Source organism: Nocardioides sp. Root1257 (assembly GCF_001425175.1).
Taxonomy (GTDB): Bacteria; Actinomycetota; Actinomycetes; order Propionibacteriales; family Nocardioidaceae; genus Nocardioides.
In genome coordinates this window covers 373,346-392,084 of record NZ_LMDV01000001.1, presented here as the reverse complement: position 1 = coordinate 392,084, position 18,739 = coordinate 373,346, and the positions used below count along the sequence as shown (strand labels likewise).

Genomic DNA, 18,739 nt, shown 5'->3' with positions numbered 1-18,739 from the left:
ACGGGAGAAGAATGTCGATCGGGATCTCCGACGAGCACGTCGAGCTGGCTGCGAGCCTGCGCAAGTGGGCGGCCGACCTCCGGGGCCGCGAGCTCGCCCGTCAGGCCGAGACCGACGCCGACGCCACGTTCGGCGACGTCTGGGCGGCGTCGCTGGAGATGGGGATCGCCACGATCGCGGTCCCCGAGGGCGCGGGCGGCGGTGGCGGCACGGTGCTCGACCTGGCGGTCGCCCTCGAGGCGTGCGCGCACGAGCTGGTGCCCGGGCCGCTGCTCGGCCCTGCGGTGGCCTCGCTCGTCGTCCCCGACCTTCCGGCGGACGCGGTCGTCGCCGTCGGTCTCACCGACGTGGTGTGGGACGTCCCCTCGGCCACGCACTTCCTCCTCACCGACCCGTCCGGCGGCTGGTCGCTCTACCCACGGGACGCGGTCGAGGCGTCCTCGTCGGTGGGGCTGGACCTGAGCCGCCGGTACGGGTCGGTGCGGGTGGTCGACCGGGCGGCCGGCGTCGCCGTACCCGACCTGACCGACGGCCTGCTCCGGCGTACGACGGTCACGCTGGCGGCCGCGGAGGCGGCCGGCGTCGCGCGGTGGTGCCTGGCCACGGCGGTCGAGTACGCGAAGGTGCGCGAGCAGTTCGGCCAGAAGATCGGCGCCTTCCAGGCGATCAAGCACCTGTGCGCGGAGATGCTCGAGACGGCCGAGGCAGTGACCGCAGCCGCCTGGGACGTCGCGTGCGTGTGCGCGGCAGATCCGGAGGAGCGCGACGACGAGCAGTGGGCGTTCGCCGTCGACGTCGCCGCGGCGGTCGTCTTCGACGGTGCGGTGGAGGTCGCGAAGTCCTGCATCCAGGTGCTCGGCGGCATCGGGTTCACCTTCGAGCACGACGCCCACCTCTACCTCCGCCGGGCGCTGGGCCTGCGGGCGCTGGTCGGCGACAGTGACGCCGCCGCCGAGCGGCTCACCGCGGCCGCCGTCGCCGGCACCCGGCGCCGGGTCCACCTCGACCTGGACGGACGCGACGAGGCGATCCGCGACGAGATCCGCGCGACGGTCGAGCGGATCGCGGCCCTGCCGGCTGACGAGCGCCGCGCCGCGTTCGTCGAGACCGGCTACCTGACGCCGCACTGGCCGTCGCCGTACGGGCTGGGGGCGGACGCCGTCACCCAGGTCGTCCTCGACCAGGAGCTCGCCCGGGCCGAGCTGACCCGGCCCGACATCGTGATCGCCGGCTGGGCGGTTCCGACGATCCTGGAGCACGGCACCGACGCGCAGCGGGAGCGGTTCGTGCGGCCGTCGCTGCTCGCCGACATCACCTGGTGCCAACTCTTCTCAGAGCCCGGTGCCGGGTCGGACCTCGCGTCCCTGCGCACCAAGGCGACCAAGGTCGACGGTGGCTGGCGGCTGACCGGCCAGAAGGTCTGGAACTCCGTCGCCGAGCGCGCCGACTGGGGCATCTGCCTGGCGCGCACCAACCCGGACGTCCCGAAGCACAAGGGGATCAGCTACTTCCTCGTCGACATGAAGAACAGCGACGGCATCGACGTGCGGCCGCTGCGCGAGATCACCGGCAAGGCGCTCTTCAACGAGGTCTTCCTCGACGACGTCTTCGTGCCGGACGACCTGGTGGTCGGTGAGGTGGACGACGGCTGGAAGCTCGCCCGCACGACGCTCGCCAACGAGCGGGTCGCGATGGCGACCGCGCGTCTCTCGAAGAGCACCGAGCGCGCCATCGAGCTGGCGACGGGCGCCAGCGCGGCGCAGCGGGTGGCGGTCGGCCACTCGATCGCGCTCGCCACGGTCTGCGCGCTGCTGGGCGTGCGGGGCACGATGCGCTCGCTCGCCGGCCAGGGACCCGGCGCGGAGTCGAGCGTGGCCAAGCTCCTCGGCGTACGCAACCGCCAGGACGGTGCCGAGCTGGTCGTCGCGCTGCACGGCGACGCGGTGCTGCTCGACGCTGCCGACGACGTCCGCGCCGACGTGTGGGAGATGCTCAACACGCGCTGCCTGTCGATCGCCGGCGGGACCACCCAGATCCTGCGCAACGTCGCGGGGGAGCGGATCCTCGGCCTGCCGCGCTGACCCGCTCCACCCCTGCGGACGAGTTCGGACCGAAACGCCGGACACCGCGTCGCTCTGCGCCTAGGGTCACGAGGCCGCGTCGATACCGATCTCCGGAGTTCCCATGCCCCGCCCGCTCGTCCGTGTGTCCCGCGCCGCCGTCGTCCTCGCGTTCGTCGCGCCCGTGCTGGCGCTCCTGCCGGCCGCCACCGTCGCGGCGGACGCGGCCGGCGTGACACCCACGGTCGCGGACGGCCCGCACCTCTACGCCTCGACGTACCTCTACACCGGCACCCAGCAGACGTTCACCGTGCCCGAGGGCGTCAGCGCGGTGCAGGTCAAGGCCGTGGGCGCGGCGGGCGGCGACGCCGGGGGCTCGCCGGGCGGTCGAGGTGCCGAGGTGACCGGCACGCTCGCCGTGACGACCGGGCAGACGCTCTACCTGTGGGTGGGCGGCCAAGGCGGCAGCAGCGGCCTCTCCGGAGCGCGGGGCTGGAACGGCGGCGGCCGGGGCGGTCAGTCCGACACCGCCGGCGGTGGTGGCGGCGGCGCGTCCGACGTGCGCACCTGCCCGGCCGCGGTCCAGGGCTGTGACTCGATCTCGTCGCGTGTGCTCGTCGCGGCGGGCGGCGGTGGCGCCGGCGCCGGAGGCACCATCCCCGGCGGCGACGCGGGCCAGGCGGGCAGCTCTCCCAGCGGCCCCCGCGGCACCGCAGGTGGCGGCGGAGCAGGCACGGCGTCCGCAGGCGGCGCCGGCGGCGTGGCCGCCCCCTCCGACTCCTCGGAGTACGCCGGCTACGGCGAGGCCGGCACGCTGACGACCGGCGGTGACTCGATCCGCATCGGTGGCTACATCTCCTACGCGGGCGGCGGCGGTGGCGGCGGCGGCGTGTACGGCGGCGGCGGGGGCGCGCTGCTCCGGTTCTACGGCGGCGGCGGTGGCGGCGGCTCCAGCCTGGTGCCCGCCGGCGGGGCCGCCACGGTCTCCGACCGCGGCACCGCGGCATCGATCACGGTCTCCTACGACCTCGGCCCCGTCACGGAGATGCGCGTGCGCGCGGCCGACGGCGTGCTCGTCGCCACCGGTGCGGACACGCGGGTGCTCACCGCGACCGCACGCACCGAGGGCGGCGCCCGGATCCCGGGTCTCGACGTCGACTTCAGCAGCACCGACCCCGGGCAGTCGTTCGGGCCGGTCACCGACAACGCGGACGGCACCTACTCGGTGACCCTCCGGTCGTCGACCACTGTCGGCACCGCGACCGTCACCGCGACGGCGGCCGGCAGCACGTCCGCGAACGACGTCCTGGGCACCCTCGACGTCGCGACCGAGGGCTACACCGTCTCGGTGGCCACGGTCGCGAAGACGCTCGTGGCGACGGCGCACGACACGGCGACGGTGACCGCGACGGCCGAGTCGACGAGCGGCAAGAAGCTCACTGGGCTGTCGGTCTCGTTCGTGAGCACCGACGCCGGGCAGTCCTTCGGCACGGTGAGCGCAGGGGGAGGCGGGACGTACTCGGCGACCCTGACCGGGTCGGCCACGCCGGGCACCGCGACCGTGACCCCGGTCGTGACGGGTGCCGGCGCTCCGACGCTCACGGGCACCTCGGTCGCGACCGAGGGCTACACCGTCTCGATCGCCACGGTGACGAAAACGCTCGTGGCGACGGGCCACGACTCGGCCACGGTGACCGCGACGGCCGAGTCGACGAGCGGCAAGAAGCTCACCGGCCTGTCGGTCTCGTTCGCCAGCACCGACGCCGGGCAGTCCTTCGGCACGGTGAGCGCCGGCGCAGGCGGGACGTACTCCGCGACCCTGACCGGGTCGGCCACGCCCGGCACCGCCACCGTGACCCCGGTCGTGACCGGTGCCGGGGCTCCGACGCTCACGGGCACCTCGGTCGCGACCGAGGGCTACACGGTCGTGGTCGGCAGCCCGGTGCGGTCCCTGGTGGCGACGGGCTGGGACGTGCTCACGATGACCGCCCAGGTCGAGACCGCGAGCGGCCGGGCGCTCCCGGGCCTCGACCTGTCCTTCGGCACCACCGACCCCGAGCAGGCGGTGGGACCGGTGACCGACCACGGCGACGGCGCCTACTCCGCCGTCCTGACCGGCTCGACGGACGTCGGGAGCGCGACCGTGACGGCGATCGTCACCGGCGCCGGCAGCCCGGTGGTGACGAACGCGACGGTGGTGACGGAGGGCTACTCCATCACCGTCCTGCCCATGGCGGAGCACCTGACCGCGACCGGCACGGCGACGCGGGTGGTGATGGCCCGCGCGCAGACGGCGAGCGGCCAGCCCGTCCCAGACCTGGACGTGCTGTTCTCGAGCACCGACGGCGGACACCGCTTCGGCTCCGTGAGCGACCGTGGCGACGGGACCTACTCGGCGCGGCTGACCGGCTCCACGACGGCGGGCACCGCGTCGATATCGGCCCGGGTGATCGGCGCCGGCTCGCCGGCGACCGTGCCGGCCGACCTCGTGTCGGACGCCTACCTGGCGCCCGGCCTCACAGCGACCGTGAGCGCCGCGACGCCCGCCCGCAACGGGTGGTACCGCTCGCCGGTCACCGTCACGTTCGCCTGCACCGGGACCATGCTGCCGACCACCGCCTGCCCGGCCGCGACCGTGCTGAGCGGCAACGGTGCCCGCCAGGTCGTGACCCGGTCGGTCACGGACTCCCTCGGTGCGACCGGGTCGGCCACCAGCGCCCCCGTCAGCATCGACCTGACGAAGCCGACGGTGAAGGTCACCGGGGCCAAGAACGGCAAGGCGTACGCCAAGGCGCCCAGGCTGACGTGCAAGGCCACCGACGCGCTCTCCGGCGTCGCGTCCTGCGCGATCACCACCAAGAAGTCCCGGTCCGCGAAGGGCACGCTCGTGCGCTGGACCGCCGTCGCCCTCGACAGGGCCGGCAACAGCGCCTCGGTGAAGGGCAGCTACACGATCCGGAAGCCCGCCCGCCGCCGATGACGACGCACTCCCGACCCGTCCGCCTCCTCGATCCCGGAGCCCCGATGTCTCGCACCTCCCGCCTCTGCCCGCAGCGACTCCGGCGTACGGCGCTGGCGCTCGCGCTGGTCGCGCCGGCTCTTGCGCTCATCGCCGCTCCCAGCACCGCGGCAGCCCCGACGTACCTCCCGGCGGAGAAGGCGGTCGCGAGCACCGTGCTCTTCAGCTACGTGGGCGGGGAGCAGACCTTCGTCGTCCCGGACGGCGTCTACCAGATCGACGTCGACGCGGTCGGTGCCCCGGGTGCGACGTCCGTGGGCGGCCGGGGAGCGAGGGTCACCGCCACGCTGTCCGTCGAGCCCGGCGACGTCTTCTACGTCCGTGTCGGCGGTGGTGGCGGCAGCGGCTGGGGCGGCTGGAACGGCGGCGGCACCCCGGTGGCCGGCTCCAACGGCAGCGCCGGCGGTGGCGGCGGTGCCACCGACCTGCGCACCTGCGGCGCCTCGGACACCGGCTGCTCGCAGCTCGGCTCGCGGGTCGTGGTCGCTGGCGGTGGCGGTGGGGCCGGCGGCATCTCCGGAGGCGGCGACGTCGCGGCCGGCGATGCCGGGGCCGCGGCACCGGACTACGCCGGCGTCCGTGGACCCGCAGGGGGCGGCGGCGCTGGCACCGCGAGCGCAGGTGGCGCGGGCGGCGTCGACGCGTCGTACGCCAACGGCGGCCGCGGCAACGGGAACGCCGGCACGTACGGCACCGGCGGCTCGTCCCGCTACACCGGGACGACGTTCCGCGGCGCAGGCGGCGGAGGCGGCGGCCTCTACGGCGGCGGCAGTGGCGGCACCAACCAGTACTACGGCGCCGGCGGTGGCGGTGGGTCGAGCCTGGTCCCGGCCGGCGGGGCGCTCGCCCTCGCCGAGCGCACCGTGGGCTCGCAGCTGAAGATCAGCTACGACGCCGGGCCGGTGACCGACGTCAGCGTCGACGTCGCCGACGACACGATCGTCGCGACCGGCGCGGACTCGACGACCGTGAGCGCCACCGCGAGCCTCGAGGACGGGACGAAGGTCTCGGGCCTCGAGGTGGTGTTCGACAGCACCGACCCGAGCCAGTCCTTCGGACCGGTGACCGACCACGGCGACGGCACCTACTCCGCAACCCTCATGGGATCCACGACCGCGGGCGCGGCCACCGTCACCGCGACCGCGAAGGGCAGCACCGGCGTGTACGACGTGTCCGGGTCCGCCGGGGTGACGACCGAGGGCTACGTCCTCAACGTCGGCGCCGTGACCGGCAAGCTGGTGGCCACCGGTGCCGACTCGCTGACCGTGAGCGCGACGGCCGAGAGCGCCAGCGGCACGCCGCTGAGCGGCCTGCCGGTCACCTTCCAGAGCAGCGACCCCGGCCAGTCGTTCGGCACCGTGACCGACCACGGCGACGGGAGCTACTCGGCGACGCTCAGCGGATCGACGACGGTCGGCACGGCCACCATCACGCCGTCGGCGACCGGCACCCCGACGGTCGCGACGGGTGGGGTCGAGACCGAGGGCTACACGGTCACGGTGAAGCCCGTGACGACCAAGCTCGTCGCGACCGGGCTGGACTCGGTACCGGTGACGGCGACGGCGAAGTCGACCAGCGGGGTGCTGCTGCCCGGCCTCGACGTGTCCTTCGGGAGCAGTGACGCAGGCCAGTCCTTCGGACCCGTCACGGACGCGGGCGACGGGACGTACGTCGCCACCCTCTCCGGCTCGACGACCATCGGCTCGGCGAACCTGGGCGTCACGGTCACCGGCGCGGGAGCGCCGACCCTCGTCGGTGCCTCGGTCGCGACCGAGGGCTACTCCGTCACCCTGCGCCCCATCGACGACGCGATCCTCGGCACCGGCACGGCGACCGTGCCTGTCACCGCCCTGGCACGCAGCGCGAGCCGGGCGCCGATGCCCGGGCTGACGGTGTCGTTCGTGAGCACGGACCCGGGCCAGTCGTTCGGCACTGTCACCGACAACGGGGACGGGACCTACTCCGCGACGCTGACGGGCTCGACCACCCCCGGGGTCTCCGGCCTCCGCGCCGTGGTGACCGGTGCCGGGTCGCCCAGCACGCCGGAGGTCGAGCTGGTCACCGACCGCTACGACACGCCGAGCATCACCGCGACGCTCGCTCCGTCCTCGTCCGTCCGGAACGGGTGGTTCCGGACGCCGGTGACGGTGACGTTCGCGTGTGCCGGCACCCTGCCGCTCACCGCGTCCTGCCCGGCGCCCGTCCTGCTGAGCACCGACGGGCGCGACCAGACGGTCTCCCGGACCGTGACCGACACCTTCGGCTCGACCGGGTCGGTGACGAGCGGGGCCGTGAACATCGACGCGACCCGCCCCGGCGTGATCGTGACCGGTGCCCGCAGCGGCGCGACGTACAAGAGCCCCCGCAAGCTGGTCTGCAAGGGCACCGACGCGCTCTCCGGGCTCGCGTCCTGCAAGGTCACCACCAAGAAGCAGAAGTCGAAGAAGCGCACGCTGGTGCGGTGGACGGCGACCGCGGTCGACCGGGCGGGCAACACCGCCACCTCGACGGGGAGCTACACGATCAAGGCGAAGGTGAAGAAGCGCCGCTGACCGGTCAGACGTCGAGCGTCAGCCGGAGGTCGACGGTGTCGCCGACGTCGACCTCCTCGGCCCGTCGTACGGCGAGCTTCAGCGGCACGATGTAGCCGCCGTCCTTCGGCCAGAGCGAGGTGGTCCAGCTCGAGCCGCCGAGGTGCACGGTCACCGGGATCATGCCCCAGCCGTAGGTGACGGCCGCGGCGACGTCCTCGATCTGCGCCGCGTCCTCCTCGGGCACCCACACGAAGTGGTGCGGCGCCGGCCCGCGCCAGTGCCAGACGTCTCCGGAGAACTCCAGGTCCATGTGCCTACTCCTGCTGGGGGTCGTCGACAGGCCCGCCGCCGAATCCGATCTCGTTGCCGTCGGGGTCGCGGAAGATCGCCTTGCGGACGCCGTTGTCGTAGATCTCGCGGTGGTCGGGCTCGAGCCCGCGCTCGGCCGCGCCGGCCAGGAAGCCGTCGAGGTCGCCGAGGAAGCCGGTGACGAGGGCGTGACCGGCGTGCTCGGGCTCGAGGACGACGTAGACGTAGCGGTGCTCGGCCAGCTCCCACACGCTCTCGGTCTCGTGGGCCTGGAACGCGGCCGGCCTGCCGAGCAGGTGCTCCATCCAGGCGACGCCGCGGTCGTAGTCGGTGACCGGGATGCCGGCGAACAGGTCCACGTCCACGCTCAGTCCTCCGGGACGCCCACCAGGGCCGCCGAGCGCTCCCACAGCCCGTCGATGAGCACCTGGTCGTGTGCCTGCTTGTTCTCGCGCCCGTCGATGTCGAAGCGGCTGAAGTAGCGCCCGTCGATCTCGGGGTCCGCGCCGCGCTCCGCGAGGGCGATCAGCGGGGCCGCGCCGTCCGGGACGCTGATCGTCGCGAACCGCTTGAGCGGGGTGCGGTAGGCCAGTCCGACCAGCCAGGAGTCGCGGCCGAACGAGCTGCCCACCGGCCCCGGGTGCACGGCGACCGAGACGATGCCGTCCCCGGACCAGCGCTGGGAGATCCCGCGGGTGACGAGGATGTTCATCAGCTTCCCGGTGCCGTAGGCGAGGAACTCGATCGCGCGGCGGTGCTCGTAGTCCAGGTCGTCCAGCACGACCTTCCCGGCCAGGTTGCCGATGCTCGACGTGTTGACGACCAACGAGGACCCGGCCGCCTGGAGCCGGGGGCGCAGCAGGTGGGTGAGCAGGAACGGCGCCAGGTGGTTGACCTGGAAGTTCGGCTCGTGGCCGTCGTGGGTCCGCTTCGAGGGGGCGAACGTGCCGCCGGCGTTGTTCATCAGCACGTCGAGCGACCCGATGCGCTCGCCGACCTGGTCCGCGAGCCGGCGCACGTCGTCGAGCCGCGAGAAGTCGGCGACGAGCGGCTCGGTGCCCACCGCCTCGGCGACGGGCCGGAGCTTGTCCGCCGAGCGCCCGGTGACGTGGACCGTGGCGCCGCGGGCGGCGAGCACCCGCGCGGTCTCCGCCCCGATGCCGTCGGAGGCGCCCGTCACCAGCACCGTGCGGCCGGCCATCGTCTGCTCGTCGCTCATGCCCCGAGCCTAGGCGGGCTCACAGCCAGCGCCGCACGCGCCGCGTGTAGTCGTCGTACGCCGTCTCGAACCGCTCGTGCAGGAACCGCTCCTCGGGCCGGATGGCGCCCCACCGGACGAGCAGCACGGCAGCGGGGAAGAGGACGAGCGCCCAGAACGACGGCACCAGCAGCGCGACGGCGACGTAGAGGGCGAGCAGGCCCACGTAGAGCGGGTTGCGGGAGAGCCGGTAGGGACCCTCCTCGATCATCGACTGCGTCGCTTGGCCCGGCAGCAGCCCGGTCTCGTGCCGGGCGAAGAGCCAGAGCGACCATCCGTTCCAGACGACGAAGGCGATCGCCAGCGCCCAGCCGAGCGGCACCCGCCAACCGCCGAGGTCGACCGGGTCGCCCCACTGCGCGGTGGCCACCCAGCCGGCGAGCAGCGGCGCCCCGATCGCGACCGGCGGCCACAGCCGGAACGAGACGGTGTCCATGGCCCCATTGTGAGGTCAGCGGCGGCTGGAGCCGTCCTGCAACATCTCGGGACAGTGTCCGCCGGGCTTCGTGGCCAGCTCGAAGTGCCAGATCTCGTTGGCGAACACCTGGCAGAGCCCGTAGTCGGAGCCGTGCCGGCCCAGCCAGTACGCACCGTCGGTCGGACCGACGTCGACCGCGTCTCCGGTGACGTGTGCTGAGGTGCGCGGGCTGGCGACGTAGCGGCGGGCCTCGGCCTCGCTCCCGTACCGGGTGACGGCCTGGGCGAAGAGGCGTCGCTGGTGTGCCTTGCTGCGCCACCCGCTGGTGACGACCAGCTCGATGCCGTCGTCCTGCGCATCCCGGGCGGCGTCCTGGAGCGCGGCGAGCAGGTCGTGGTCGAGCTTGCTGACCGTGCGCCGGTCGGTGTCGATCGGTCCGCTCGGCGGCCGGTCGTCGGCGAACCCGCCGTCCGCAGGGATCCCGCAGCCGGCGAGGGTGACGAGGAGCGCGAGGGCGGTCAGCGGACGGGCGAGGTGAGGGGGCACGTCAGGGACCGTAGGCAGCCCACCGGGGTGCGGACCTCCGTCGCAGGTGCCGAACCTCTGTCCGCAGGGTCAGAGCGGGTCAGACGGAGGCGGTGGCGCGCTCGCGGCGCCAGCCGTTCCAGTGCCAGTGCAGGTAGCGGTCGATGGCGCGTACGACGTGGGCGGACCGGATGGAGGGGAAGACGTCGAAGGCGTGCTGGGTGCCCGGAAGCTCCGCGTAGGTGACCGTGGCGCCGGAGACCTCGCGCAGCCGGTTGACGAACAGGCGAGCCTGGTCGACGGCGACGAGCGAGTCGTGGGCGCCGTGGATCACGAAGAAGTCCGGGGCGTCCTTCCCGACGCGGAGCAGGGGAGTGCCGGCCTCGAAGACGTCGGGGGCCTCGGCCCAGCGGCGGCGTACGACGCGGGGCGCGAGGAACCGGTCGCGCATCTGCTCCGCGCTGCGCAGCCCGGTGGAGCCGGCGAAGTCGTAGACGCCGTAGTGCGGCACGGCCACGGCCACACTGGTGTCGGCGTCCTCGAAGCCGGGCTGGAGGTCGGGGTCGTTCGCGGTGACGGCGGCCAGCGCGGTGAGGTGCCCGCCGGCCGAGCCGCCGGTGATCGCGATGTAGTCGGGGTCGCCGCCGTACTCGGCGATGTGGTCGCGGATCCACGCGATCGCGCGCTTGACGTCGACGACCTGGGCCGGGAACGGGTCACGCGGCGCGAGTCGGTAGTTGATCGCCACGCAGATCCAGCCCTTGGCGGCGAGGTGCTGCATGAGCGGGATGCCCTGCTGGTCCTTGTTGCCGATCGTCCAGGCGCCACCGTGCACCTGCAGGAGCACGGGAGCGCGCCCGTCGGTGCCGGCGGCGGGCCGGTAGACGTCGAGCAGCCCGCGCTTGCCGTGCTCGGGTGCGTACGCGACGTTCTTGTCGACCACGACGTCGACGTTGCGCATCCGGAACGGGTTGACCAGTCGCCGCCAGGGCGTCGCGAGCTCGGCCGGGGTCGGCTTGGCGTCCAGCTGCTCGACGTAGTCGACGCCGAGGCCCTCGACCAGGGCGGCCTCCACCTTCGCGCTGGACCGCCGGGCCTGGTCGACCAGGAAGGCCTGCCCGGCGAGGTTGAGCCCGGCGAGGGCCAGGCCCAGGCGACGCCGCGGCCGACGGCGCTCTGCCGTTCGTCTGGAAACGTGGACGGCCGTGTCGGCGGCGGTCAGGGCCATCAGGTGCGGGGCGAGCTCGGTGGTCAGCCAGCCGGCGAAGAACGACGGGATGCTCGCCTGGTAGCCGGGCACCGGCCGGATCGCGTTGACGGTCAGAGCGGCGGTCACGAGCTGACGGCGGAGGAACCCCATGCCGACAAATGTAGAGGGGGAGTCGACTCGCGCGTCGCCGGGTATGAGACGACCGTCACCCGTTGCCGTGCGGCAGCCGTGTCGTTAGAACTAGAACACGTTGCATGGGGAGTCGGAGGGGTGCACGCATGGATCGGTTGTCGGGGCTCGACGCGAGCTTCCTTTACCTGGAGACGCCCGCGCAGCTGATGCACGTCTGTGGGGTGATCGTGCTCGACCCCAGCACCATGCCGGGCGGCTACGGGTTCGGCGCGTTCCGCGACGAGGTCGACCGCCGGGTCCGCGACGTCCCGGAGTTCACCCGGCGGCTCCGCAAGGTGCCGCTCGGGCTCGACCACCCGATCTGGGTCCACGACCGGCACTTCGACATCGACCGCCACGTGCACCGGCTCGCGCTGCCCTCACCGGGCGGCCGTGCCGAGCTGGCCGAGCTGACCGGCCACCTCGCCGGACTTCCGCTGGACCGCTCGCGGCCGCTGTGGGAGATGTGGGTGATCGAGGGGTACGACGACGACAAGGTCGTCGTGTTCATGAAGATGCACCACGCGACCGTCGACGGCGTGTCCGGCTCCAACCTGCTCTTCCACCTGTGCAGCCTCGAGGCGGACCAGCCCCCGATCGCGGAGCCCGAGTCGCACGACCGCGGTCACGAGCCGGGCCAGGGCGAGCTCTTCGGCCGCGCGCTGGTCACGACCTTCACGCGACCGCTCAACGCCGTACGCCTGGTGACGCCGTCAGCGCAGCTGGTCACCAAGACCGTCGGCCGGGCCCGCGCCGGTACGGCGATGGCGGCGCCGTTCTCGGCCCCGCGGACGTCGTTCAACGGAACCATCACCGGTCACCGGGTGATCGGGCTGGCCGACATGGACCTCGAGGACATCCGCCAGGTCAAGAACGCCACCGGCACCACGGTCAACGACGTCGTGCTCGCCGTCGCGGGCGGTGCGCTGCGCTCCTACCTCCTCGACCGCGACGAGCTCCCGTCGAGCTCGCTGCTCGCGACCGTGCCGGTCTCCGTGCGCGACGAGTCGCAGCGGTCGGGTGGTGCCAACAAGGTCTCGGCGCTCTTCGCCAAGCTGGGGACGGATACCGAGGACCCGCTCGAGCGCCTGCAGGACATGGCCGAGCGCAACAAGAACGCCAAGGAGCACCACCAGGCCATCAGCGCCGACTCGCTGCAGGACTGGGCGGAGTTCGCGGCGCCGCGGACCTTCGGGCTCGCCGTGCGCGCGTACGCCGGCCTGAAGCTGCCCGAGAAGCACCCGGTCGTCCACAACCTGGTCATCTCCAACGTCCCGGGCCCGCCGGTGCCGCTCTACTTCATGGGCGCCCGCATCGAGGGGCTCTACCCACTGGGACCGGTCTTCCACGGCGCCGGGCTGAACGTCACCGTGGCCTCCAACAACGGCCAGGTGCACGTCGGGATCATCGCCTGCCGCGAGTCGCTGCCCGACGTCGACGACCTGGTCGCGCGGTTCCCCGTGGAGCTGGCCGCGCTGAAGGCGGCCGTGGGCCAGCAGAAGCGGCCGACGTCGATCAAGCAGGCACGCAAGAAGAAGGCGGCCTCCGGCGGCTGAAGTCGCGACGCCGCGCGTTGACCGTGGTCACCGCCTCGAGGAACGCCGGCACGAACCGCTCCGACTGCAGCACGCACGCGGCGTGCCCGGCCTCGATGTCGTGGATCGTCGCGCCGGGGATGCGACGGGCGAGCGCGAGCTGGTGCCGCGGCGGCAGCACGTGGTCCTGCCGGGTGAGGACGACCGCGGTCGGCACGTCGATGCGGGACAGCCACGGCCGCGAGTGGTGGCGACCCAGGGCCGCGACGGCCTGACCGACGGCCCACGGGCTGGTGCTGCGGAACTCGGCGAAGGCCCACTCGTGCACGTCGTCGGGCTGCAGGTCGAGCGCGCGGGCCGCCGTACGCGCGGCGCGGACCGCGACCCGGGAGCGGGACAGGCCGCGGGTACCGAGCATCGCGATCTCCATGCTCTCGTGGAACGCCCGCTCGGCGACGGAGGCGCGGAACCGGTCGGTCGTGGCGCACAGCACGAGACCCGCCACCCGCTCGGGGTGCTGGCGCCAGACCCGCTGGGCGATGATCGAGCCCATCGAGTAGCCGGCGACGATGACCTCCTCGAGCCCCAGCACGTCGACCAGGGCGGCGACGTCATCGGCGCAGTCGGCGAGCGAGAACTTCTCGGACTGGATCCCGCGTCCGTGCCAGCGCTGGTCGAGCGTGACCACCCGGAAGCGCCGCGACAGCGGCTCGATCGCCGGGAACCAGGTGAGCAGGCCCGTGCACCCGACCGCGTGCAGCAGCACGACGGTGGGGGAGTCCGGGCTCGGGCCCGGGGTGTCGGTCACGTACGTCGTGCCCCGGCCCGGCAGCTCGACCGTCCGGCCCTCGGGGATCCGCACGTACGGCACGTAGATCTTGCGGGCGAGCGTGGCCCTCAGGAGCGTCCGGGGAGTCGGTGGTCGCACAGATCCTCACTCTCGACGTTCGGGTCCGGCTAGAGTAGAACAGGTTACAGTTTCGCATTCCGTTCGTACCCGAGACGGTCGTAGGAGATGTACGTGACGCAGGATCTGCATTCGACGGCAGAGGCGATCGAGGCGGTGGGTTCGGTCGTGCGCGACGCGCTCGACCGTGCGGGCGACGACCCCGGCGAGACCTGGCAGGCGCTCGCGGGCGCGGGCCTGCTCGCGCTGCCGGTGCCGGAGGAGCACGGCGGCGAGGGCCTCGGGCTGGCCGAGGTGGCCGTGCTGCTGCGCGAGACCGGTCGACGCGCCGTCCAGCTCCCGGTCTGGGAGACGCTCTGCTGCGGCGTCCTGACCCTCGCGGCCGCCGGGTCGCCCGACCAGCAGGCGGCGCTCCTGCCCGGGGTGGCCTCGGGCGAGACCGTGCTGACGCCCGCAGTGCGCGACTTCGGCCCGGCCACGTCGTACGCCGACGGAACGGTCAGCGGCCGCAAGATCGGCGTGACGTACGCCGACCGCGCCACCCGGCTGCTCGTAACGGCCCGCGACGGCGACCGCGACGTGGTGGCGCTGGTGGACCCGTCCGGTGCGGGCGTCCAGCTGCTCGAGACGATGTCGAGCTTCGGCACCCCCCAGCACACCGTGGTCCTGGACGGCGCCGCCGCCGAGCTCCTGACGGGCGACGACGCCGCGCGGGTGCTGCTCGACCTCGGGGTCGCCGGTCAGTGCCTCACGGCGGCCGGCCTGGCCGCCGGCGCGCGGGACCTCACGGCGACGTACATCAAGGGGCGCACGCAGTTCGGTCGCACCCTCGCGGAGTTCCAGGCGGTCGCGATGCAGATCGCCGACGTCTACATCGCGTCGCGCACCCTCGACCTCGCTGCCGACAACGCCGCGTGGCGGATCACGAACGGCATCGACGCCGCCGACGACCTCGCGGTCGCGGCGTACTGGGTCTGCCACGAGGCGCCCGCCCTGATGCGCACCTGCCACCACCTGCACGGCGGCATGGGCGTCGACATCACCTACCCGATGTCGCGCTACTTCTCCTGGGTCACCGACCTCGTGCACGCGCTCGGGGTCCAGGCCGAGGACGTGCAGGTCGAGGACCCGACGACCAAGAACCTCGAACTCACGGAGGCACAGCGGGCGCTGAAGGCCGAGCTCCGCGCGTACTTCACCGGGCTCGCCGACGGCAACGAGCACCGCGACATGGCGCTGGACCGGCACGGCGAGACCTACCAGCGCGTGGTGCGCCAGATGGGCGACGACGGCTGGATGGGGGTCGGCTGGCCGAAGGAGTACGGCGGCCACGGGCTCGGCGAGATCGAGCAGACGATCTTCGCCAACGAGGCGCAGCGCGCCGACGTGCACCTGCCGGCCGTGACCCTGCAGACGGTCGGGCCGACGCTGATCAAGTACGGCACCGAGAAGCAGAAGGACCTCTTCCTGAAGCGGATCCTGGCGGGCGACGTGCACTTCGCGATCGGCTACAGCGAGCCCGACGCCGGCACCGACCTCGCCTCGCTGCGGACCACGGCGAAGCGCGACGGCGACCACTACGTCGTCAACGGGCAGAAGCTCTGGACCACCGGTGGGCACCAGGCGGACTATCTCTGGCTCGCCGTCCGCACCGACCCGGACGCCCCGAAGCACAAGGGCATCTCGATCCTGATCGTCGACACGTCCGACCCGGGCTACTCGTTCACGCCGATCATCACCGCCGACCGCTCGCACCACGTCAACGCGACGTACTTCAACGACGTGCGGGTCCCGGTCGACATGCTGGTCGGCGAGGAGAACCAGGGCTGGAAGCTGATCACCACCCAGCTCAACCACGAGCGCGTGATGCTCGGCCCCGCCGGCCGCCTCGAAGGACTGCGCGACCGGGTCGCGGAGTGGGCCACGAAGGCCGGCGTCATCGACCGGCCCGACGTACGCCGGGTGATGGGCGAGGTGACCGCGGTCTTCCGGGTCAACGAGCTGCTCAACTGGGAGGTCGCCCGCGCTGCCGCGGTGGGCGAGATCTCCGTCGGCGACGCCTCGTCGTCCAAGGTCTTCGCGGCCGACCAGGTCCAGCACCTCGCCGCCGACCTGGTCGACATCGTGCACCGCTACGGCGACCCCTCGGACAAGGAGACCGGCGACCTGATGACCTACCTGGACGGACAGGCCAAGCGCAACCTCGTGCTCACCTTCGGTGGGGGCGTGCAGGAGGTGCAGCGCGAGCTGATCGCGATGTTCGGCATGGGCCTCCCGCGAGTCCCTCGATGAGCGCGGCCGAGGTGGAGGGCGCGCACGAGCGCATCATGGCCGAGGCCGAGCGCATCAAGGCGCTCGGCGAGGCCTCGGAGTCGATGGCGCCGTACGAGGTCAACCAGCCGACGATCGGCACCTGGCTCGACGCGATGGGCTACGAGAACCCGCGCTTCCGCAACGGCGAGGCGCCGCCGTCGATGGCACAGGTCTGGACGATGCCGGGCCTCGGTCGCCGCCGGCCGTCCGACGACCCGCTGAGCCGGATGATGGAGGTGCTCACCGAGGAGGGCTACACGGCCGTCCTGGGCACCAACTGCGAGCAGACCTACGAGCGCTACCTGCGCGTCGGCGAGGAGCTCCGGGTCACCACGGCGCTGGACTCGGTCGCCGGCCCGAAGAGCACCGCGATGGGCGTCGGCTACTTCGTGACCTCGCGCAACACCTGGTACGTGCGCCATGAAGACGGACAGAGCGAGGTGGTCGCCACGATGCTCTTCCGGGTCCTGAAGTTCATCCCTCGCGACAAGGGGGAGAAGGCATGACCGCCGGCGTCATCCGGCCGATGATGGGCCGGGACTCCCAGTTCTTCTGGGACGGCACCGCGATCGGCGAGCTCCGCATCCAGCAGTGCAACGCCTGCGGGGCGCTGCGCTTCCCGCCGGGCCCCACCTGCGTCGAGTGTGGGAAGTTCGACCGCGGCCACATCGTTGCCGCCGGCACCGGAACGGTCTTCTCGTACGTCGTGCACCGCTACCCCCCGGTCCCCGGCAAGGAGCTGCCGATCGTGATCGCGCTGGTCGACCTCGACGAGGGCGTGCGGATGGTCGGCGAGGTCGTGGACGCTGTGTCGGACTCCGGGGTGGACGCCGAGATCGAGATCGGGATGCGCCTGCGGGTGGGCTACCGCCGCATCGACGACGACCTGACCCTGCCGATCTGGAGGCGAGCATGAAGACCTTGGAAGCGGGCCAGCAGATCCCGGAGTGGAGCCTGCCGATGACCCCGACCACGATCGTGAGCACCGCGATCGCGACCCGGGACTGGCAGGACGTCCACCACGACCGCGATGTCGCCCAGGCGGCCGGGTCCAAGGACATCTTCATGAACATCCTGACCAGCAACGGGCTGGTGGAGAAGTACGTGGTGGACTGGGCCGGGCCCGACACCGAGCTGAAGGGCATCGCGATCCGTCTCGGCGCGCCCGCGCACCCGTACGACACGCTGACGTTCCGTGGCGAGGTCGAGTCGGTCGAGGACGGCATCGCGACGATCAAGGTCGTCGGCTCGGTCTCGCTCGGCGACCACGTGACCGGCACCGTCCGGGTGGCGCTGTGAGCCTCTACCGCAAGGCGGCGATCGCCGGCATCGGCGCGACCGAGTTCTCCAAGGCCTCCGGGCGCTCCGAGCTCCAGCTGTCCGTCGAGGCGGTGCAGCACGCACTCGCTGACTGCGGGCTGACGGTCGACGACGTCGACGGCCTGACGACGTTCACGATGGACACCTCCTCGGAGATCGCGGTCGCCCGCGAGCTCGGGATGAAGGAGATGCGGTTCTTCAGCCGCATCAACTACGGAGGGGGCGCGGCCTGCGCGACCGTCCAGCAGGCCGCGATGGCGGTCGCGACCGGGGTGGCCGACGTCGTCGTCTGCTACCGCGGCTTCAACGAGCGCTCCGAGTCGCGCTTCGGCCAGTTCTCCGTCGCCGCGGCGACCCAGGTCAACACCAACGGCCTCGACAACGCCTGGTCCTACCCGATGGGCCTGGGCACGCCGGCCGCGACGGTGGCGATGCAGGCGACCCGCTACATGCACGAGTACGGCGCGACCTCGCGCGACTTCGGGGCCGTGGCCGTCGCCGACCGGCGGCACGCGGCGACCAACCCGAACGCGTTCTTCTACGGCAAGCCGATCACCATCGAGGACCACCAGGCCTCCCGGATGATCGTCGACCCGCTGCACCTGCTCGACTGCTGCCAGGAGTCCGACGGCGCGCAGGCGCTCGTCGTCGTGTCGGCCGAGCGGGCGCGCGACCTGAAGCAGACCCCGGCGTACATCTCAGCGGCCGCGCAGGGCAGCGGTGCCGACCAGTTCGTGATGACGTCGTACTACCGCGACGACATCGGCATCCCCGAGATGGGCGTCGTCGGGCGCGAGCTGTGGCGCCAATCCGGGCTCGGCCCCGACGACATGCGGATGGGCATCCTCTACGACCACTTCACGCCGTACGTGCTGATGCAGCTCGAGGAGCTCGGCTTCTGCGGCCGCGGCGAGGCGCCGGGGTTCGTGGCCGACGGCCGCATCGAGGTCGACGGCGCGTTCCCGCTCAACACCCACGGCGGGCAGCTCGGCGAGGCCTACATCCACGGCATGAACGGCATCGCCGAGGGCGTCCGTCAGGTCCGCGGCACGTCGGTCAACCCGGTCGACGGCGTCGAGCACCTCGTCGTCACCGCCGGCACCGGCGTCCCCACCAGCGGGCTCATCCTCTCCGCCTGACGGTTGAATCGAGAGTTGTGA

Annotated in this window: 16 protein-coding genes; 9 read left to right on the top strand and 7 right to left on the bottom strand. The window is 72.7% G+C overall.

The annotated features are described in order from the left end of the window. Positions 1–11: 11 nt before the first annotated feature. The 3 genes from ASC77_RS01920 (at position 12) to ASC77_RS01910 (ending at position 7,631) form a co-directional block, all read left to right on the top strand. A complete protein-coding gene (locus tag ASC77_RS01920; protein ID WP_056148146.1) occupies positions 12–2,081 on the top strand; it encodes an acyl-CoA dehydrogenase in 2,070 nt (689 codons plus the stop codon). A gap of 103 nt (positions 2,082–2,184) precedes the next feature. Next, entirely contained in the window at positions 2,185–5,040 is a 2,856-nt protein-coding gene (locus ASC77_RS01915) for an invasin domain 3-containing protein (protein ID WP_056148143.1), read from the top strand. Positions 5,041–5,084: 44 nt separating this feature from the next. Next, positions 5,085–7,631, top strand: a complete 2,547-nt coding sequence (locus tag ASC77_RS01910; protein WP_162249782.1) for an invasin domain 3-containing protein — start codon at positions 5,085–5,087, stop codon at positions 7,629–7,631. 4 nt (positions 7,632–7,635) lie between these two features. Here the strand turns inward: ASC77_RS01910 and ASC77_RS01905 are convergent, their stop codons facing one another. The 6 genes from ASC77_RS01905 to ASC77_RS01880 all read right to left on the bottom strand — a co-directional run bounded on the left by ASC77_RS01905 (position 7,636) and on the right by ASC77_RS01880 (position 11,483). Continuing rightward, on the bottom strand, positions 7,636–7,923 hold the full coding sequence (locus ASC77_RS01905) for a DUF1905 domain-containing protein (RefSeq protein ID WP_056148136.1): 288 nt from the start codon (positions 7,921–7,923) through the stop codon (positions 7,636–7,638). Between the two features lie 4 nt (positions 7,924–7,927). Further along, positions 7,928–8,287: a VOC family protein gene (locus tag ASC77_RS01900; RefSeq protein ID WP_056148133.1), complete on the bottom strand. Its 360-nt coding sequence runs from the start codon at positions 8,285–8,287 to the stop codon at positions 7,928–7,930. Between the two features lie 2 nt (positions 8,288–8,289). Continuing rightward, positions 8,290–9,141 carry an SDR family NAD(P)-dependent oxidoreductase gene (locus tag ASC77_RS01895; protein WP_056148130.1) on the bottom strand — a complete coding sequence of 284 codons (852 nt, stop codon included), beginning with the start codon at positions 9,139–9,141 and terminating at the stop codon, positions 8,290–8,292. A gap of 19 nt (positions 9,142–9,160) precedes the next feature. Further along, positions 9,161–9,616, bottom strand: coding sequence for a methyltransferase family protein (locus tag ASC77_RS01890; RefSeq protein WP_056148127.1), 456 nt, complete (start codon positions 9,614–9,616; stop codon positions 9,161–9,163). A gap of 15 nt (positions 9,617–9,631) precedes the next feature. Then, positions 9,632–10,144, bottom strand: coding sequence for a M15 family metallopeptidase (locus tag ASC77_RS01885; RefSeq protein WP_056148124.1), 513 nt, complete (start codon positions 10,142–10,144; stop codon positions 9,632–9,634). Between the two features lie 79 nt (positions 10,145–10,223). Further along, positions 10,224–11,483, bottom strand: coding sequence for an alpha/beta hydrolase (locus ASC77_RS01880; RefSeq protein ID WP_056148121.1), 1,260 nt, complete (start codon positions 11,481–11,483; stop codon positions 10,224–10,226). A gap of 128 nt (positions 11,484–11,611) precedes the next feature. On the opposite strand from ASC77_RS01880, the gene ASC77_RS01875 reads away from it, so the two are divergent. Further along, positions 11,612–13,060 (top strand): WS/DGAT/MGAT family O-acyltransferase, encoded by a 1,449-nt coding sequence (locus ASC77_RS01875; protein WP_056148119.1) that lies wholly within the window; start codon positions 11,612–11,614, stop codon positions 13,058–13,060. Here ASC77_RS01875 and ASC77_RS01870 read toward each other — a convergent pair. Further along, positions 13,020–13,967 carry an alpha/beta fold hydrolase gene (locus ASC77_RS01870; RefSeq protein ID WP_082574388.1) on the bottom strand — a complete coding sequence of 316 codons (948 nt, stop codon included), beginning with the start codon at positions 13,965–13,967 and terminating at the stop codon, positions 13,020–13,022. The two genes, ASC77_RS01875 and ASC77_RS01870, sit on opposite strands and share 41 nt — an antisense overlap. A 93-nt stretch (positions 13,968–14,060) precedes the next feature. Here ASC77_RS01870 and ASC77_RS01865 point away from each other — a divergent pair, with 93 nt between their 5' ends. The 5 genes from ASC77_RS01865 to ASC77_RS01845 are packed head-to-tail and all read left to right on the top strand — an operon-like array spanning position 14,061 to position 18,718. Beyond that, entirely contained in the window at positions 14,061–16,238 is a 2,178-nt protein-coding gene (locus ASC77_RS01865; protein ID WP_414813154.1) for an acyl-CoA dehydrogenase, read from the top strand. Beyond that, complete coding sequence (locus ASC77_RS27085; RefSeq protein ID WP_056148115.1) at positions 16,235–16,765, top strand: FAS1-like dehydratase domain-containing protein; 531 nt, start codon at positions 16,235–16,237, stop codon at positions 16,763–16,765. The genes ASC77_RS01865 and ASC77_RS27085 overlap by 4 nt, the downstream gene beginning before the upstream one ends. Beyond that, positions 16,762–17,175, top strand: a complete 414-nt coding sequence (locus ASC77_RS27080; RefSeq protein WP_056148113.1) for a Zn-ribbon domain-containing OB-fold protein — start codon at positions 16,762–16,764, stop codon at positions 17,173–17,175. Before ASC77_RS27085 ends, ASC77_RS27080 begins: the two co-directional genes overlap by 4 nt. Next, positions 17,172–17,558 (top strand): MaoC family dehydratase, encoded by a 387-nt coding sequence (locus tag ASC77_RS01850; protein ID WP_056148111.1) that lies wholly within the window; start codon positions 17,172–17,174, stop codon positions 17,556–17,558. Before ASC77_RS27080 ends, ASC77_RS01850 begins: the two co-directional genes overlap by 4 nt. Continuing rightward, the gene (locus ASC77_RS01845) at positions 17,555–18,718 is read left to right on the top strand and encodes a lipid-transfer protein (protein ID WP_056148110.1); all 1,164 of its coding nucleotides are present in this window, start codon (positions 17,555–17,557) and stop codon (positions 18,716–18,718) included. Before ASC77_RS01850 ends, ASC77_RS01845 begins: the two co-directional genes overlap by 4 nt. The last annotated feature ends 21 nt before the right edge of the window (positions 18,719–18,739 follow it).

What these genes read in the sequence shown, in the direction of transcription:
- ASC77_RS01920 (WP_056148146.1), top strand. Translation starts at nt 12, where the DNA reads ATGTCGATCGGGATCTCCGACGAGCACGTCGAGCTGGCTGCGAGCCTG.
- ASC77_RS01915 (WP_056148143.1), top strand. Translation starts at nt 2,185, where the DNA reads ATGCCCCGCCCGCTCGTCCGTGTGTCCCGCGCCGCCGTCGTCCTCGCG.
- ASC77_RS01910 (WP_162249782.1), top strand. Translation starts at nt 5,085, where the DNA reads ATGTCTCGCACCTCCCGCCTCTGCCCGCAGCGACTCCGGCGTACGGCG.
- ASC77_RS01905 (WP_056148136.1), bottom strand. Translation starts at nt 7,923, where the DNA reads ATGGACCTGGAGTTCTCCGGAGACGTCTGGCACTGGCGCGGGCCGGCG.
- ASC77_RS01895 (WP_056148130.1), bottom strand. Translation starts at nt 9,141, where the DNA reads ATGAGCGACGAGCAGACGATGGCCGGCCGCACGGTGCTGGTGACGGGC.
- ASC77_RS01890 (WP_056148127.1), bottom strand. Translation starts at nt 9,616, where the DNA reads ATGGACACCGTCTCGTTCCGGCTGTGGCCGCCGGTCGCGATCGGGGCG.
- ASC77_RS01880 (WP_056148121.1), bottom strand. Translation starts at nt 11,483, where the DNA reads ATGGGGTTCCTCCGCCGTCAGCTCGTGACCGCCGCTCTGACCGTCAAC.
- ASC77_RS01875 (WP_056148119.1), top strand. Translation starts at nt 11,612, where the DNA reads ATGGATCGGTTGTCGGGGCTCGACGCGAGCTTCCTTTACCTGGAGACG.
- ASC77_RS27085 (WP_056148115.1), top strand. Translation starts at nt 16,235, where the DNA reads ATGAGCGCGGCCGAGGTGGAGGGCGCGCACGAGCGCATCATGGCCGAG.
- ASC77_RS27080 (WP_056148113.1), top strand. Translation starts at nt 16,762, where the DNA reads ATGACCGCCGGCGTCATCCGGCCGATGATGGGCCGGGACTCCCAGTTC.
- ASC77_RS01850 (WP_056148111.1), top strand. Translation starts at nt 17,172, where the DNA reads ATGAAGACCTTGGAAGCGGGCCAGCAGATCCCGGAGTGGAGCCTGCCG.